We start from the raw sequence: 17341 nt of genomic DNA on the forward strand, positions 1-17341 counted from the left end.
CTCTCCCCCGGCCCCTCCCCCGCACAGCGGGAGAGGGGAGCAGACCGAGGGTACTTTCAGGTGTTGCTTACTGGCAGGCTTCGCACTCTTCGAAGCCAGGATCGCCCGGACGCATCGTGCAGACCGCGCCCTCGGCCTCCGGCATCGCCGGTGCAGCCGACGCGGCAGCATCGATGCCCGACTGGCCGTCGGCGCCCGACGACACCGCGTTCAGCGAACCGCGCTGCACGGTGGACTTCTCCACGTGCGTGGCAGCCATCGTGCGCAGGTAGTACGTGGTCTTCAGACCACGCAGCCAGGCCAGCTTGTAGGTGTCGTCCAGCTTCTTGCCCGAAGCGCCGGCCATGTAGATGTTCAGCGATTGGGCCTGGTCGATCCACTTCTGACGGCGGCTGGCGGCTTCCACGAGCCAGGTCGGTTCCACTTCGAACGCCGTGGCGTAAATGTCCCGCAGGTCCTGCGGAATGCGGTCGATGCGGGCCAGCGAGCCGTCGAAGTACTTCAGGTCGGCGACCATCACTTCATCCCACAGGCCGCGTTCCTTCAGGTCGCGCACGAGGTAGTCGTTCACTACCGTGAACTCGCCCGAGAGGTTCGACTTCACGTACAGGTTCTGGAACGTCGGCTCGATGCAGGCGGACACGCCGATGATGTTCGAAATGGTCGCGGTCGGGGCGATCGCGATGCAGTTCGAGTTGCGCATGCCGTGCTGCTTGATGCGACCGCGCAGGCTGTCCCAGTCCATCGTCGACGACAGGTCGACGTCCAGGTAGCCGCCACGTTCTTCGGCCAGCAGCTTCAGCGAATCCTGCGGCAGGATGCCACGATCCCACAGCGAACCCTCGTAGGTGCTGTAACGGCCACGCTCTTCGGCCAGCTCGGTCGACGCCTGGTAGGCGTAGTAGCACACGGCTTCCATCGACGTATCGGCGAACTTCACCGCGGCGTCGCTGGCGTACGGCGTGCGCAGCACGTGCAGGCAGTCCTGGAAGCCCATGATGCCCATGCCCACCGGACGGTGGCGCAGGTTCGAGTTGCGCGCCTTCTCCACCGCGTAGTAGTTGATGTCGATCACGTTGTCGAGCATGCGCATCGCGGTGCGGATCGTCTTCTGCAGCTTGGCGTGATCCAGCACGTACGTGCCATCGGCCTGTTGCATCAGGTGGGCCACCAGGTTCACGGAACCCAGGTTGCACACGGCGATTTCGCTCTCGTTCGTGTTCAGCGTGATTTCCGTGCACAGGTTCGAGCTATGCACCACACCCACGTGCTGCTGCGGGCTGCGGATGTTGCACGGGTCCTTGAACGTGATCCACGGATGGCCGGTTTCGAACAGCATGCCCAGCATCTTGCGCCACAGCTGCATGGCCGGCACTTTCTTGAACAGCTTCAGTTCGCCGTTGGCGGCCTTGGCTTCGTAGCCCAGGTAGGCCTGCTCGAATGCCTTGCCGACCTTGTCATGCAGGTCCGGGCAGCTGGCCGGCGAGAACAGCGTCCATTCGCCATTTTCCATCACACGCTTCATGAACAGGTCCGGAATCCAGTTGGCCGTGTTCATGTCGTGCGTGCGGCGGCGGTCATCGCCGGTGTTCTTGCGCAGTTCGAGGAATTCCTCGATGTCCAGGTGCCACGTTTCCAGGTACGCGCAGACCGCGCCCTTGCGCTTGCCGCCCTGGTTCACGGCCACGGCCGTGTCGTTGACCACCTTCAGGAACGGCACCACGCCCTGCGACTTGCCGTTGGTGCCCTTGATGTGCGAGCCCAGCGCGCGCACGTTGGTCCAGTCGTTGCCCAGTCCGCCAGCGAACTTCGACAGCAGCGCGTTTTCCTTGAGCGCCTCGTAGATGCCCTCCAGGTCGTCCGAGACCGTGGTCAGGTAGCACGACGACAGCTGCGAGCGGCGCGTGCCCGAGTTGAACAGCGTCGGGGTCGACGACATGAAGTCGAACGACGACAGCAGCTGGTAGAACTCGATCGCGCGCGCTTCACGGTCCTTCTCTTCCAGCGCCAGGCCCATGGCCACGCGCATGAAGAACGCCTGCGGCATTTCGATGCGCACTTCGTCCACGTGCAGGAAGTAGCGGTCGTACAGCGTCTGCAGGCCCAGGTAGTTGAACTGGAAGTCGCGCGAGGCGTCCAGCGCGGCGCCCAGGCGGGCCAGGTCGTACGTGGCCAGCTTTTCGTCGAGCAGTTCGGCTTCGATACCGCGGGCGATGAACTTCGGGAAGTACTCGGCGTACTTCGTCGCCATCTCGGTCTGGGTCACTTCGGCGCCCAGGATTTCCTTGCGGATCGTGTGCAGCAGGATACGGGCGGTCACCTGGCTGTAGGCCGGGTCCTTCTCGATCAGCGTGCGCGCGGCCAGGATGGCGGAGTCGTAGACCTGCGTCATCGGCACGCCGTCGTACAGGTTCTTGAGCGTTTCCTTCAGGATCGGCTCTGCGCTGACGGCCTTGCCGAGGCCGCTGCAGGCGTTGTCGATCAGCGCGTGCAGCGCCACCAAGTCCAGCTGGTACGTCACACCGTTATCGGTCACGTTGAACGACACGCCGGCTTCCTGCACGCGGGCCACCGCCTGCGCGTTGGCCTGGGCACGTTCCTGCGTGCGCTTTTCGCGGTACAGCACGTAGGCGCGGGCCACCTCATGTTCGCCCGAGCGCATCAGCGCCAGTTCCACGTGATCCTGCACGTCTTCGATATGGAACGTGCCGCCGTTCGGACGGCTGCGCACCAGCGCGCGCACCACATTCTGGGTCAGTTGCTCGACGATCTCGCGCACGCGCGCGGATCCCGCGCCCTGGCCGCCGTTGACGGCCAGGAATGCCTTGGTCATGGCCACGGCAATCTTGTTCGGCTCGAACGACACCACGGCGCCGTTACGGCGGATCAGCTTGTAGTCCTGATAGGTAACGCCTGCAGCGACGGGGCTCTGCTGCGCAATGCCGGCTGCTGCGCCAGCAACGCCAGTCACGCCAGTGGTTTGTTGTTCGTTTTGGGCCGTTTGCATGAGGTAACTCCTGTTTTAACCCTTGTATTGAAGACTTCTGCTGAAGATGACAAAGTCCCTAGCAAAATGCGCTCCAGAAGACACTCGACACTGGCCATGCCAGGCGAGAACCAAACTGCACAGGCGTTCATTCTGCTAGGGACTCTTTTACAGCCCGACCCGGTTGAATTTTGTGACGCACACACCGCAAGCTGCTGCAGCGAGGCTTCACTCTTGGGTCGGCTCCCCGGAAAAACCACTAGATGTAGTGGTCACATCGAAAATCTGGGCTAAGTATAGTGAAACGAGACTGAATGACCAGTCTTGACAATCAGCTTTCACATTGCCGGGCCGGCGGTGCGGCAGCGCCACAATCCCGCAAAGCCCGCTGCCTCAAGGGTTCGCGGCGAGCCGTTCGGTGGCGCACAAGATTTTGAAAATATTTCTATGGGAACAGGTCGGCGATAGGTGTCCCAGAATGTGGCAGCCGTCGTGACGATTCGGGGCCCGGCGCACCCTATTTGACACCCCTGGAAAACCTACCTTGCCTGCCGGTACGGCATCATCGCCAGCGGCAGCGCGGCCTGTTTCGCAAAGCGGCTCCAGTCGAAGTAGGGGCCTGGGTCGGTCTTGCGTCCCGGAGCAATGTCGCTGTGGCCAGCGACGCCCTGGATCGGATAGGCGGCCCGCAGGGCACTCACCAGCGCGGCGACCGTCTCGTACTGAGCTGGCGTGAACGGCTGGTCGTCGGTGCCCTCGATCTCGATGCCGATCGAGAAGTCGTTGCAGCGTTGGCGTCCGCAATAGTCGGACTGGCCGGCGTGCCACGCACGTTGTGTGCAGGCGACAAACTGAACCGGCTCGCCATCGCGACGGATCAGGAAGTGGGCCGATACCCGGACATCGCGAATCGTCTCGAAAAACGGATGGCGCGTGGCATCGAGCCGATTCTGGAAGAACGCCTCGATATCGTCGGAGCCGAACTGCCCCGGCGGCAGGCTGATGTTGTGCAGTACCACCACATCGACCGCCATGCCTTCGGGGCGGGCGTCGAAGTTCGGGGACGGCACGTGGCGGGCTGCGGGGACCCAGCCGTCGGCGTTGGGCCGCCAGTCGCGGACCCGGCCTGCGGCGTCAGACATCGCGCCCCTCCCCTTCGGCCAGCGATTCGCTATCGTCCCGGCCGCTGCGCCCATCCTCCTCGCAGATACCGAGCTGTTCGATCCGATACCGCAACTGGCGGAAGTTCAAACCCAGCAGCGGCGCCGCGGCGGTCCGGTTGAAGCCGGTCTGCCGCAAGGCGCGCAGGATCAGCTCGCGCTCCATCGCCTCCAGGTGCGCGGGAAGATTAATTGGGAACGTGGTGGCAGCCGGCGCGCCAGCATCGGGGGCAGGCACGGCGACCGGCCCTGCCACGGGAATCGGGGCCGGCACGGGCGCCGGTTCTGGCATCACCGCCACGGGTGTCGCCGGAGCGGGCACGCCCCAGGCTCCGGCGTTACCCCACCGGTGATACATGGCTGCCGGCGGCACGGCAGTCAACGGCGGCGCCGCCATGGCCGTCTGCATCAGCGCGGCACGCTCGATGCCGGTGTCGAGCGGCCCCAGGTCGGCCACCTCGATCTCCTCGCTCTCAGCGAACGCGTAGGCACGCTCGAGCAGGTTCTCGAGCTCGCGCACGTTCCCCGGAAATTCGTACGCGCAGAGCCATTCCAGCGCCGCGCGCGACAGCCGCTTGGGATGCGCATCGCCGTAGCGCACGGCCAGATGCTCGAGAATCGCGCGGGCAAGCACCGGGATGTCCTCGGCGCGCTCGCGCATCGTGGGCATCCGGAGTTCAAGCACGTTGAGGCGGTAGTACAAGTCCTGCCGGAATGCTCCGGCGGCGACCATCGCCGCCAGATCCTTGTGGCTGGCGCACATGACGCGCACATCCACGCTGTCTTCCTTGCTAGCGCCGATCTTGCGCACGCGGCGTTCCTGCAACGCGCGCAGCAGCTTCACCTGCATCGCCAGCGGCAAGTCCGCGACCTCATCGAGCAGCAGCGTGCCGCCATTGGCGGCCTGGAAGAACCCGCCGCGCTCGGCGTCGGCCCCAGTAAAGGCGCCTTTGACGTGACCGAAGAACTCGGCCTCCATCAGCGTCTCAGGGATCGCGCCGCAGTTCACGGCCACAAATGGATGCGCCGAGCGCGCGCTGATCGCGTGAATCGCTCGCGCCGCCCGTTCCTTGCCGCTGCCGGATTCGCCGCTGATCACCACCGGTGCCATGCTGCGCGCCAGGCGCGGCAGCGAGCGCCGTACCTCGTGAATTGCCGGCGAGACCCCCGGTAGCAGCCCGGCCGCGCGATCGCCCAGACTGGCCCCATCGGTCGCGTCGGACGCGTCCCCCGCATCGGCCTGATCGGATGTGTCGTTACCGTTCGCACCGCGCTGGTGACGGCCCAGTGCGTTGAGAATCAGCGTGCGGAGTTGCTCGAGAGATACCGGCTTGGCGATGTAGTCGAACGCGCCGGCCTTGAGCGCATCCACCGCGTTGTCCGCGCTGCCATACGCCGTGATCACGGCCACCGGGGTGCGCTCGGGCGACGCCGACAACTGGCGCACGATCTCGATGCCGAGGCCATCGCCGAGCCGCATGTCGGTCAGCACCAGGCTGTAGCGCCGCTCGGCCAGACGCAGGCGGGCCTCGGCCAGCGAACCGGCCATCACCACGTCATGCCCCATGCGTCGCAGCGAGATATCCAGCAGCTCGCGCAGGTCGGCCTCGTCGTCGATGACGAGAATCGGATCGGGTGCGGACAATCTGGGAGGCATGGATATCAGAGCTTGGCCGATGGTTGAAATGGCTGGGCATTCGCGACGTCGGGCACTTCGTTGCGCAGCGTCAACACGAATGCCTTGCCGGGAAGTGTATCGCGAGCCCCGACGAGCATGCCGGTGCGGTCGAGCAGATCCTCTAGCACGATCGCGCCGTAGCGCACCTGGGCGTCGTTCGCGCCGCACAGCTCGCGCGCCATGAACAGCCCCAGCCCGGTACCTTGCGGATTACTGGTGAAGAACGGCTCGAACAGGCTGCGCTGCTGCTCGCGCGTGACTTCCGCGCCATCGTTCCAGACAATCAGTTCGGCATGGTGCTGGTCGAGCGTATGCGCCAGCAGGCGGATCGCGCCCGGCAGCCGGCTGCAATAGCGCCATGCGTTGTCGAGCAGGTTGCCGAGCACCTGCTGCAATTGCGACATGTCGAAGATCACCGGCCCCTTCAGATCGACGGTGATGCGGATCGCATTGGCGTTCACCTCGGCGCGGGCGCCGGCTCGCGAACGCATTTCCAGCCGCCACCGGTCCACGACTTCGGGCAGCGCCTTGGCCAAATCGACAGCGCTATGCCCGGTGCGCGGGCGGCGCGACAGTTGCAGCACATCGGAAATCACCTGATCGAGCCGTCGCACGTTATCGCTGATGATGCGCAGCAGGCGGGCATCGATGTTGCCCTCGCCACCGCCTGAGTCGGCCAGCAGTTCGTTGGCCTGGCTGATCGCCGCGAGCGGATTGCGGATCTGGTGCGCGACGCTGGCGACCAGTCGACCCATCGCGGCAAGTTTTTCCTGCTGGACCTGCTCGGCAATACGCTCCCAGCTTTCGATGTGCACCAGCACCGTGTCACGCATCTCGCTACGCAGCAGCGCCTCGTCCGCCGGGCTCCAGGCCATGGCCTCGTTCTGGGCGATGGCCAGCCGCAGGCGCGCGGCGCCCTCGGGCGACATATCGTTCCAGCTGGTTGTGTCGAGGCCCGATGGCGAGGTCAGTGCACCCGCCAGCGTCGAACGCAGCCCCGCCAGGCCGGGCAGCACGAAGCGAAGGCGCAGCCGTGTGTGCATCGAGTTGCGCGCCGAGGAGGACGGGCGCGATGGCAGCGGCAGCAATTGCAAGATGCGCGGGACGTCGTCCTTCATGCGGATCCAGTCGCGCAGCATCTCCAGCAGCGGTTGCAGACGCGGCATTCGACGCAGGTCGAACAACACGTTCTCGCGCTCGCCAACACGAACCTGCCCTTCGCGAATCCGCTCGTTTTGCTGCACGCCAAGCAGCACGAGCGCGGCGGGATTTGCCGCCACAACGACGCCATTGGCACGGACCAGCATCACGCCGTCCTGCATGTCATTGACCATCAGCCGGTTCACGAGTTGCTGCAGGCGCAGTTCCTGTTCGCGCGCCAGCGCCAGTTGCTCCTGGGCGATCTGGCGATTGGCAAGCATGTACATCACGAGCGCCGCGATCATGAACACAAGCCCGAACAGGCCGGAACCGAGCAGGTTCACATCGACCTGGCGCGTGATCAATGTTTGCAGGAGCGGCGGGCCCATCACGAGCAGCGCCGACACCGAAGCGGCAAACAGCGCAAACGTCAGGCTGGTCAGCGCGCCCGCCTCGATCACGGGCAGCAGGAAAATCATCGCCAGCCCTTCGCCCTGGCTGCCGAAGTGACCGAGCGCCGCGTAGATGGAGGCCAGCAAGACCAGATCGACCAGCACCTGCACGCGCACGCGCACGTGAAAGTGGTTGCGCCACAACGTACCGAACAGCGTGACGAGGGCGATGGCCAGATAAGGCAGCACGACCGGCATGGCCGAGGCCAAGCGCGCGTTCGTCGCCACGTTGAAGACGTCGGCGCCGGCGGCGGCGCGTTCGAGCGGCAGCCAGGCATAGCCGACCAGCAACACAGCGACGGCAAGCCGCGTCCAGCAGAAGTACCGCTGCAGCCGCCAGTGGAATTCAGGTGGCTCCGACTGACGCCAGAGCTTGACCAGCACGCGCCAGCCGTTCAGATGGGACCAGGCCGACGCCGGCGCCGTCATGAACGCGTGCCGTGATCGCCCTCGCCGGGCATGTCTGGCAAATGGCTACGGCGGCAGTAATGCAGGCCGTGCCATGCGATGGCATCGCCGCGCGGCAGATGCACGCCGCAGTGCGCGCACTGGACCATCGGTTCGATGTTTTCGTCGCCAGCGCCCGTGCGGCGCGGCGGCGGCTCCTGTTTCTCGGCGGTCTGCCGCGTGCCGGCGCGATCGCGCAGCCACCACAAGATGCCCAGCACGATGGCCAGCAGTAGGAAGATTCTTGCCATGTCGGGGCGAAGGGATCAGGTGATACGGTGCAGCACCACTTCCATGACGAAGCGGCTGCCCACATAGGCGAGAAGCAGGATCCCGAACGACGCGATCACCCAGCGTAGCGCGGTGCGGCCGCGCCAGCCCCGGAAATGGCGTCCAACCAGGATGCCGCCAAACATCAGCCAGGAGATGACCGCGAAGACGGTCTTGTGATCGATCCGGAACGCGCGCGCGAACAGTTGCTCGGAGAACAGGAAACCGGACGCGATCGTTAGCGTCAGCAGCACGAAGCCCGCGGCGATCAGCCTGAACAGCAGCTTTTCCAGCGTCAGGAGCGGCGGCAGCAGGTCCAGCCAGCGTCCGAGCCACTGGCTCGATGCCGACTCCGTCCCGGCCGGGCGATTGAAGCCGTGCAAGCGTCGCTCAGCCATCAGCATCAGGAACGCATGGAACGCCGCCAGCGTGAACAGGCCATACGCCACGTTGGCGATCACGAAATGGAGCTTGAACAGCGGACGCGCCGCGTACCCCAGGATCAGCGTGCCCGGGAACGCCAGCGGCATCAGGCTGGCCAGCATTGCCACCGGGAAAACGACCAGGCCCAGGCCGGCCAGCGAGAAGAAGAAGCTCTCGATCCAGTAGATGCCCACACCAAGCCAGAGCATCGACGACAGCGCGAAGGCGAACCCGAACACCATGCGATCCGCCGGAAAAATCGTTTCATGGAGCAGCACACCGTGACTGACCAGGGCCACCATCACCAGCCCGTGCCACCAGGCCGGCTGGCCCTCGGCGCGCCCGCCGGCAGCGGGCGGCATCAGCACTGCGGTGGCCGCCGCGCCGGGACGCCCCGGATGGCCAGGTGTGGCCCCGCCGGCAGCCGCCAGTCGCGGGTTGCGGGTCGCCCAGCCATGAAAGGCCAGGCCGCAGTAGAGAAGTGCCGTCAAGGCATACAGTACAATGGCCATTTGCGCAGTTTACCTTAGTGCCAATGCCGGTGGATTCGCTGGTGGATTCCCGCCACAATGCTGCCACGGCACCACCTGCGCCCCGCACTCAAGCCGACTTTCCTCCCTCTTCCTGCCATGCTGGATAACCTCACTCAACGCCTGGCGCGGGTCGTCAAGACCATGCGCGGCGAGGCCCGACTGACCGAGGCCAATACCGCCGAGATGCTGCGCGAAGTGCGCCTTGCCATGCTCGAAGCCGACGTGGCACTGCCGGTCGTGCGCGAATTCATTGCCCGCGTCAAGGAAAAGGCCCTTGGCGAGGACGTCGTCACCAGCCTGACACCGGGCCAGGCCCTGGTGGGCGTGGTGCAGCGCGAGCTGACGGCGGTCATCGGCGGCGATGAAGCCGTTGCCGACCAGAAGTCCAACGAACTGAACCTGAACGTCCAGCCGCCGGCGGTCATCCTGATGGCCGGCCTGCAAGGCGCCGGCAAGACCACCACTTCGGGCAAGCTGGCCAAGTGGCTGAAGGAAAACAAGAAAAAGAAGGTCCTGACGGTCTCTTGTGACGTGTACCGCCCCGCCGCTATCGCCCAGCTCAAGACTGTGTCCGAGCAGGTTGGCGTCGACTTTTTCCCGTCCCAGCCCGACCAGAAGCCGGTGGAGATCGCGCGTGCCGCGCTCGACTGGGCGCGCAAGCACTATCACGATGTGCTGATCGTCGATACGGCTGGCCGACTGGGTATCGACGAGGCGATGATGCAAGAGATCGCCGCGCTGCACGCCGAACTGAAGCCCGCCGAAACCCTGTTCGTGGTCGATGCGATGCTCGGCCAGGATGCGGTCAACACGGCCAAGGCGTTCAATGACGCGCTGCCGCTGACGGGCGTGGTTCTGACCAAGCTTGACGGTGACGCGCGCGGTGGCGCGGCGTTGTCCGTGCGTCACATCACCGGGCGTCCGATCAAGTTCGTCGGCGTGGGCGAAAAGCTCGATGGCCTGGAGCCGTTCTATGCCGACCGCATGGCTCAGCGGATTCTGGGCATGGGCGACATCCTCGCACTGGTAGAGGAAGCCCAGCGCGGCGTGGACATGGAAGCCGCCGAGAAGCTGGCCAAGAAGATCAAGAAGACCGGGGGCTTCGACCTCGAGGACTTCAAGGCGCAGATCGGCCAGATGAAGAAGATGGGCGGCCTGGGCAGCCTGGTCGACAAGCTGCCGGCCCAGTTCGCCGCGCAGGCGCAAGGCGCGAACATGGACCAGGCAGAAAAGCAGGTGCGCCGCATGGAGGGCATCATCAACAGCATGACGCCGGCCGAGCGCGCCAAACCCGATCTGATCAAGGCTAGCCGCAAGCGCCGCATCGCCGCTGGCGCCGGCGTGCCGGTGCAGGAAGTGAACCGCCTGCTCAATCAGTTCGACCAGATGCAGGGCATGATGAAGAAGCTCAAGGGCGGCGGCATGATGAAGATGATGCGCCAGATGGGCGCGATGAAGGGTGGCATGAAGGGCCTGTTCAACCGCTGACCTGCGGCAAGACACCATCCACCTGCCCCCCGCAAGACAGGCAAGACAAGCAAGACAAGAACAGGACAACGATCATGATGACCGCTGAACAGGCCCGCGAACTCTGGCTCGACTCCGAGGAAATCGTCAGCGCCGAGGAAGTCCAGAACTCGCTGGACCGCATGGCCCACGACATCACGGAAAAGATGGGCGACGCGTTTCCGCTGGTGCTGTCCGTGATGGGCGGCGCCGTCGTCTTCACCGGCATGTTGCTGCCCAAGCTGCAGTTCCCGCTGGAGTTCGACTACATCCACCTCTCGCGCTACAACAACAAGACGGTTGGCGGCGAGATGCAATGGCGCGTGGCGCCGCGCGAATCGGTCAAAGGCCGCGTGGTGCTGGTGCTCGACGACATCCTCGACGAAGGCGAGACGATGGCTGCCATCCGCCAGCGCATCATGGACATGGGCGCCAAGGAATGCCACGCTGCCGTACTGTGCGAAAAGACGCTGACCAAGATCAAGCCGATGCACCCGGACTTCTGTGGCTTCCAGGTACCCGACCGCTACGTCTTTGGTTGCGGCATGGACGTGAAGGGCTACTGGCGTAACCTGGGCGCGATCCGCGCGTTGGTTTGATTCTTAGGGCGTGCCTCGGCGATTGCTAGCCGCCGACAAAGTAAAGTGAAGCGGTTCTGTCTAGGGTGAAGCAGGGGTTTCGGCTCGTGTTCGAGCCGCCTGCGGAACGGCATGAGCCTGCGAGCATATGCGCGCCCTGCAAGGGCGCGGCCGCAGACGCAGACAGTACAAGTGGACTGACCAGGGCCGCGCTACGACGCCAGAATAGAATCGTTTTGTTGGTGACTACCCGTGTGGGTGGGCGCCGAGAATTGGCAGCAGCGAGGCCAGCAGCATCAGGGCCATCGTCACATTGAACACGCGCAACACGCGCGGCCGTGCCAGCAGGCTGCGCAGCGCGGCACCGAACACCGCCCACGTGGCCACGCTGGGCAGGTTGATCACCGCAAACAGGCAAGCCATTGCCATGGCATTGACCCAGATGTTGGCGTCGAGCACATAGGTGCTGCACGCCCCCACTGCCATCACCCACGCCTTCGGATTCACCCACTGGAATGCGGCCGCGCGCAGGAAGCTCATCGGCCGAGCCACCTCACGGTCCTGCACGCCGCCAGCCGTCGCCAGCTTCCACGCCAGCCACACCAGATAGGCCGTGGCCACCACGCGCAGCAGGTCCCACATCCACGGCCAGGCCGTGAAAATCGAACCCAGCCCCAGGCCGACCAGCGCCACCATGACCGAGAAGCCGATGCTGATGCCGAGCAGGTGCGGCACGGTGCGCGCAATGCCAAAGTTGACGCCGGACGCGAGCACCATCGTATTGTTGGGGCCGGGGGTGATGGACGAGACCAGCGCAAATGCGCAGAAGGCCAGCAGCACGCCGGAGCCGGCAGCCACATTGGGAAGAAAGGCTGGAAAAGTCATGGATGTACATCAGGAATTGCCGAGTACACCCAGTCTAGGCAGACTCATCAATACAGTACCGGCACACTTTGCCAAGAAAGGACCGGTACTGACCGACCTCGTCACCATGACAGTTGACGAACCGGCTATACGGGGCAGCCGTCAGCCTAATTATTATTGCTGGACCACCCGCATTGAACGCGGCTTTGAAAAGTCCAGTGTCTGTCCGTCGTAAGCTTGCACCCTCTTCATATTTTCATTCTCAACGACGTCACTGAAAACTGCCAATCGGTTATAGGACAGGTTATCCCAGTCAGACAGCATGACGCCGATGCCAGCGTCCGCCTGGACAACAACATCGTGCGCATAGATCCAGGCGGGCAGCGAATACGCGGAGCGCTCGCCTGCCGGAAGACAGTATTTGTCGACCGAGACCAGACTGACGATGCAGCCCAGAGGGCGGGTGCTGTGCTTGACTTCCATCGATCGTGGCTTTGAGAAATCCAGCGTCTCTCCGTTGTTGGCCTTGACGCCACGCAGTTTGTCGTTTTCCACCGTACCGACAAACTCCGCCAGCCGGTGATAGGAAAGGTTATCCCAGTCAGACAGCACGACCGACACTCCACTATCCGCCTGCACATAGACATCGTGCGCGTAAATCCAGGCGGGCAGACTGTAGTCCGATTTTTGCCCAGCCTCGAGGCAGTACTTTGCACCGTTCCTCAGGCTGATGATGCAGCCCTGCGGACGGCTCTCCGAGAGAAAGCGGGCGTCCGGGTAAATCGAGCGAATCCAGTTGGCATATTTTGAGATGCGGGCGCCTGTCGAGGCTCTCGCGTGACCGCCATTAGTGGTGGCAACGATCACGGGCTTCGTATCCTTGATCTGCCACCATGCCGAACCGCTATCACCAGCCGCGACACGGGCCCAGTTGGCTGAAGGACCAAGCGGTTTATAGCTTGCGCCGATGCCGTAGTCACTCTCGAAGATCGAAGTGATCTTGCTGCGGCCGTACAGTCTCCTGGTGCCGCTTTCCGGCCCATAGCCTTGGTTCAGCCCTACACCCCAGACTCCATAGCCGACAAACATGACAGCCTTGCCTTTCTCGTCCTCCCTGTCGTTTAGAATCGGCCTTTCTACCGGAATCCCCGCCTTGTCTTTCAGCGGATTGACCAGCGGCAGCCTTACGATGGCGACATCCGTCGAAGCCCCGCCCATGTTGGCAGGAACATTGACACGCTCCTTGGGCACATAGACGATCCCCAGTCCGGAGGCCATAACGCTGCCATCCCAGGCGCTGAACGTTAATCGTACTGGCGTTTCCGTTGCCGAATAGGGAACACAATGTGCGGCTGTCAGGATATGGGCCCAACCATTCTTGTTGCCGAGCCAGGTTGCCGTGCATCCATTGAGTTGCCCAACGGACAGCCAGGGCTTTGCAGTACTGTGCTTCTGTAGTTTTTCGTTAGCGGTTCGAATGGATGCGCCGACATTTCTCATATCGCCGCCATTTCGCTTGAAAGTATCTTCATCAATAACCACGGCATTAACCGCCGATGACAGCATCAATGCGACCAATGGTAATATCACCCTCATAAATCGACCTTTCGCAACAATATGATTGACAAACCCATACCATAGGCGATCACGCCATTAGGCGAACCATTTTTTGATTTATCGAAATAAATCCAAAATAGTTACCACATGGTTGTCACCCAAAGCGGGTCTTGCGATTTTATGAGAGTGATTTATTTAAAACATGAAGCCAGATCAATAATCATCGATCAGATATATCTGGCAATTCTACGAATTATAGGAAAATCATGAGCACGCAAAGGCGGGTAATTCAGCTACCGCACGAATGCAAGTTCAGCCCCTGCTGCGGTATGGATGCTCGCGCAGCCATTTAGTAGCGATCCATTTTTCGCCCGCCTCCACCGGCAATCCCGCGTGCAAGGTGCGCTCGTCGAGCGCGCCATCGGGCAGGCCGTAGCTGAACAGGACCGCATTGCCCTTCACCGGCGCCACCTCGAGGCCGATGCGCGGGAATGCCGTGGCACCACCAGAGGCCGGACTGTTCAGGTAGATCACCATCGTGGCAACGCGCTGCCCGCCCACGCGCAACTGGCGCGCTTCGCCGGGACGCTTGGGATTGAAGAAATCGAAATGCGGCTGATACTCGCCGCCGGGCTTGTAGTTGAGGACCTGAAAGCCTTCGCCGTGCTCGACGGGCCAGCCGGTCACGGCCGCGATACGCGCCTCGATGCGTTGCAGCAGCGCATGTTCGCCAACCTGGAACATCGCGCCCATGCTGGTACGCGCATCGATCAGGTTCTCGTCGCCAGTGTCCGGATTGACCACGGGAGAGCGCTGCAGGCGGTCGCGCGCCAGCGCCACGACGGCATCGCATTCGGCGTCATCGAGCAGGTTCTGCAGCAACAGGATGCGCGGCGAGTCCAGCCTGAACAGGATCGGCATCTCGCGATCCTTGTGGCGGAAGGCATTGCCACCGGTGACCGTTGGCGTTGCAGCGGCCTTCGCTACGGGCGCGGGCGCTGCCGCACTGGCAACGGCCGGAGGATGCCCTATTGCAGCGCTGACAGCATGGCGTGCGAACGCGGCGTCGTAGCCGGAGCGCAGCATCGACAGCACCAGCGACTCGGCATCGAAGCCTTGCGCGATATGGCGTGTCAGCCAGTGCTCCAACTCGGGCGAAGACGCACAGTACCCCGCGCGGGAATCGCGCTTCATGACTTCATGACGGATTGGCAAGACGTTGCGGCGAGAACGGATTGCGGGCGGGCGACTCCGGCGGCACCGCGCGTCGCACGGGTGCCGGGGTGACCGCGGCGGGATCCGGATCCCCCGCGATGGTCACGGTCGCCTCGGAATACTGCCAGCGCTTCCATGCCGCCAGCACCGCGTTTGGATACTCGGGGCGCCCGCGGCTGCCGTTGTAGCGACCCAGCGCCAGGAACAGGTCACCGTTCTCGCGATCGAGATAATGACGCAGGATCGTGCAGCCATAGCGCAGGTTGCTCTGCAGATGGAACAGCTTGCGCGTGTCGCCATCACCGATGCTGCGCACCCAGAACGGCATCACCTGCATCAGTCCGCGCGCATCGGCCGAACTGATCGCATATTTGCGGAAGTTGCTTTCCACCTGCACGAGCCCAAGCACTAGCGACGGCTCCAGGCCGGCGCGCTTGGATTCGTAGTAGACGGTTTCGATCAGCTCGACGCGTACCTGCGGCTCGGGAATCCGGGCTTCCAGCCGGCGCGACATCTCGCCGAGCCATTTCAGGTAGCCAAGGCGCTCCGACCCGGACGCGAAGGCCGGACGCACCGGCCTGTTGTCGGCGATCGCGGCCGCCAATGCCCCGCGCACGGAGTCGGCAAGCGCCTCCTCCTTCTGCGCGCCGGCATGGGCGTTCGCAATCAGCGTCGCGCACAGCAAACCGCCAGCCCAGGCGGACCAGCGGTTGCGCGTCGGCAGGTCGGGGATGCGCATGATCGAGGATGCGGATCAGGCAGCCAGCTGGCCGCGCACGTGCGCAACCACATCCGCCACCGCCACCGGGGTGGCCTGGGCGTCACGGCGGCCCTGGTACTCGACTTTGCCTTCCTTGAGGCCACGGTCACCCACCACCACACGGTGCGGCACGCCAATCAGTTCCCAGTCGGCAAACATCACGCCCGGGCGCTCGCCACGGTCGTCCAGAATCACGTCGACGCCCGCAGCCAGCAGCTCGGCGTGGATGCGATCGGCCTCGGCCTTGACGGCCTCGTTGCGATCGTAGCCAACCGGGCACACCACCACCGCGAACGGGGCGATCGCCGCCGGCCAGATGATGCCTCGCTCGTCATAGTTCTGCTCGATGGCGGCGCCCAGAATCCGCGTCACGCCGATGCCGTAGCAACCCATCTGCATCGGCTGCGTCTTGCCGTTCTCGTCCAGGAACGTGGCGTTCATCGACTCCGAATAGCGCGTGCCGAGCATGAACACGTGGCCCACTTCGATGCCACGGCAGATGTCAAGCGTGCCCTTGCCGTCCGGCGAGGCGTCGCCGGCCACCACGTTGCGAAGGTCCGCCACAGCCGGTTCCGGCAGGTCGCGGCCCCAGTTCACACCGGTGTAGTGGTAGTCGCGATCGTTGGCACCACAGCAGAAGTCGCTCATGTTGGCGACGGTACGATCCGCCACCACCTTGACCGGCTTCTTCGGACCGATCGGACCGAGGTAGCCCGGGGGCGAGCCGAAGGTATCGACGATTTCGGTCTCAGTCGCAAAGCGGAAGTCAGCCAGGCCCGGCACCTTCGACGCCTTCACCTCGTTCAGTTCGTGATCGCCACGGATCAGCAGCAGCCAGATCTGGGCCCCGGCGTCGCTGTCGGTGGCCAGCACGATCGACTTGACCGTGCGTTCCAGCGGGATGCCCAGGAATTCGGCGACGTGCTCGCACTTGGCCTTCTCGGGCGTCGAAGTTTTCTTCAATTCCTCGGCCGGCGCGGCACGCGTTGCCAGCAGCGGCAGCGCCTCGGCCGCTTCCATATTGGCGGCGTAGTCGGACGTCGGACAGTAAACGATGGCGTCCTCGCCGGTATCGGCGATCACGTGGAACTCGTGCGAGCCCGAACCGCCGATGGCGCCGTTGTCGGCCGCCACGGCGCGGAATTCCAGGCCAAAGCGCTGGAAGATGCGCACATACGCGTCGTACATGTTCTGGTACGACGCCTTCAGGCCGTCGATGTCACGGTCGAACGAATAGGCGTCCTTCATCGTGAACTCGCGGCCACGCATGATGCCGAAGCGCGGACGGCGCTCGTCGCGGAACTTGGTCTGGATCTGGTAGAAGTTGACCGGTAGTTGCTTGTAGCTGCGGATTTCGGTCCGGGCGATGTCCGTGACCACTTCCTCGGAAGTGGGCTGCACCGCGAAATCGCGCTCGTGCCGATCCTTCAGACGCAACAGCTCGGGCCCCATCTTGTCCCAGCGGCCAGTCTCCTGCCAGAGTTCGGCAGGCTGGATCACCGGCATCGACAGCTCCACGGCGCCAGCACGGTTCATTTCCTCGCGAACAATGTTCTCGACCTTGCGGATCACACGCAGGCCCACCGGCATGTAGTTATAGATGCCGGCGCCGAGCTTCTTGATCATGCCGGCCCGCATCATCAGTTTATGCGACACGATTTCCGCGTCGGCGGGGGCTTCCTTGAGGGTGGAAATGAAGAATTGCGAGGCTTTCATCCGTTGCTTTCTCGTAAGGCCGGGCGCCATCAGGCATCCCGACCGCGCCGCGATGC

Annotated in this window: 13 protein-coding genes; 2 read left to right on the forward strand and 11 right to left on the reverse strand. The window is 63.7% G+C overall.

The window, feature by feature from the left end; translation table 11 throughout:
* Positions 1-67: 67 nt before the first annotated feature.
* The 6 genes from WD006_RS21150 to WD006_RS21175 form a co-directional block, all read right to left on the reverse strand.
* On the reverse strand, positions 68-3007 hold the full coding sequence (locus tag WD006_RS21150) for a ribonucleoside-diphosphate reductase subunit alpha (protein WP_011517588.1): 2940 nt from the start codon (positions 3005-3007) through the stop codon (positions 68-70).
* A 518-nt stretch (positions 3008-3525) separates the two neighbouring features.
* A complete protein-coding gene (gene ampD, locus WD006_RS21155; protein ID WP_011517589.1) occupies positions 3526-4128 on the reverse strand; it encodes a 1,6-anhydro-N-acetylmuramyl-L-alanine amidase AmpD in 603 nt (200 codons plus the stop codon).
* A complete protein-coding gene (locus WD006_RS21160) occupies positions 4121-5803 on the reverse strand; it encodes a sigma-54-dependent transcriptional regulator (RefSeq protein WP_011517590.1) in 1683 nt (560 codons plus the stop codon). Before WD006_RS21160 ends, ampD begins: the two co-directional genes overlap by 8 nt.
* A 5-nt stretch (positions 5804-5808) precedes the next feature.
* Complete coding sequence (locus tag WD006_RS21165) at positions 5809-7845, reverse strand: histidine kinase dimerization/phospho-acceptor domain-containing protein (RefSeq protein ID WP_011517591.1); 2037 nt, start codon at positions 7843-7845, stop codon at positions 5809-5811.
* A complete protein-coding gene (locus tag WD006_RS21170) occupies positions 7842-8114 on the reverse strand; it encodes a PP0621 family protein (RefSeq protein WP_011517592.1) in 273 nt (90 codons plus the stop codon). The genes WD006_RS21165 and WD006_RS21170 overlap by 4 nt, the downstream gene beginning before the upstream one ends.
* A 15-nt stretch (positions 8115-8129) precedes the next feature.
* Positions 8130-9068: a cytochrome C assembly family protein gene (locus tag WD006_RS21175; RefSeq protein ID WP_011517593.1), complete on the reverse strand. Its 939-nt coding sequence runs from the start codon at positions 9066-9068 to the stop codon at positions 8130-8132.
* A gap of 117 nt (positions 9069-9185) precedes the next feature.
* On the opposite strand from WD006_RS21175, the gene ffh reads away from it, so the two are divergent.
* Positions 9186-10577 carry a signal recognition particle protein gene (gene ffh, locus WD006_RS21180; RefSeq protein ID WP_011517594.1) on the forward strand — a complete coding sequence of 464 codons (1392 nt, stop codon included), beginning with the start codon at positions 9186-9188 and terminating at the stop codon, positions 10575-10577.
* 74 nt (positions 10578-10651) lie between these two features.
* Positions 10652-11194 carry a hypoxanthine-guanine phosphoribosyltransferase gene (locus WD006_RS21185; protein WP_011517595.1) on the forward strand — a complete coding sequence of 181 codons (543 nt, stop codon included), beginning with the start codon at positions 10652-10654 and terminating at the stop codon, positions 11192-11194.
* 225 nt (positions 11195-11419) lie between these two features.
* Here the strand turns inward: WD006_RS21185 and WD006_RS21190 are convergent, their stop codons facing one another.
* The 5 genes from WD006_RS21190 to WD006_RS21210 all read right to left on the reverse strand — a co-directional run bounded on the left by WD006_RS21190 (position 11420) and on the right by WD006_RS21210 (position 17285).
* Entirely contained in the window at positions 11420-12058 is a 639-nt protein-coding gene (locus WD006_RS21190; protein ID WP_011517596.1) for a LysE family translocator, read from the reverse strand.
* A gap of 153 nt (positions 12059-12211) precedes the next feature.
* Positions 12212-13615, reverse strand: a complete 1404-nt coding sequence (locus WD006_RS21195) for a trypsin-like serine protease (RefSeq protein ID WP_231138463.1) — start codon at positions 13613-13615, stop codon at positions 12212-12214.
* Positions 13616-13906: 291 nt separating this feature from the next.
* Positions 13907-14788: a 2OG-Fe(II) oxygenase gene (locus WD006_RS21200; RefSeq protein WP_011517598.1), complete on the reverse strand. Its 882-nt coding sequence runs from the start codon at positions 14786-14788 to the stop codon at positions 13907-13909.
* Between the two features lie 4 nt (positions 14789-14792).
* Complete coding sequence (locus tag WD006_RS21205) at positions 14793-15548, reverse strand: lytic transglycosylase domain-containing protein (RefSeq protein ID WP_011517599.1); 756 nt, start codon at positions 15546-15548, stop codon at positions 14793-14795.
* A gap of 15 nt (positions 15549-15563) precedes the next feature.
* Positions 15564-17285 (reverse strand): proline--tRNA ligase, encoded by a 1722-nt coding sequence (locus WD006_RS21210; protein WP_029307156.1) that lies wholly within the window; start codon positions 17283-17285, stop codon positions 15564-15566.
* Positions 17286-17341 lie beyond the last annotated feature (56 nt).

Source organism: Cupriavidus sp. Met-2 (assembly GCF_049843575.1).
Lineage (GTDB): Bacteria > Pseudomonadota > Gammaproteobacteria > Burkholderiales > Burkholderiaceae > Cupriavidus > Cupriavidus metallidurans.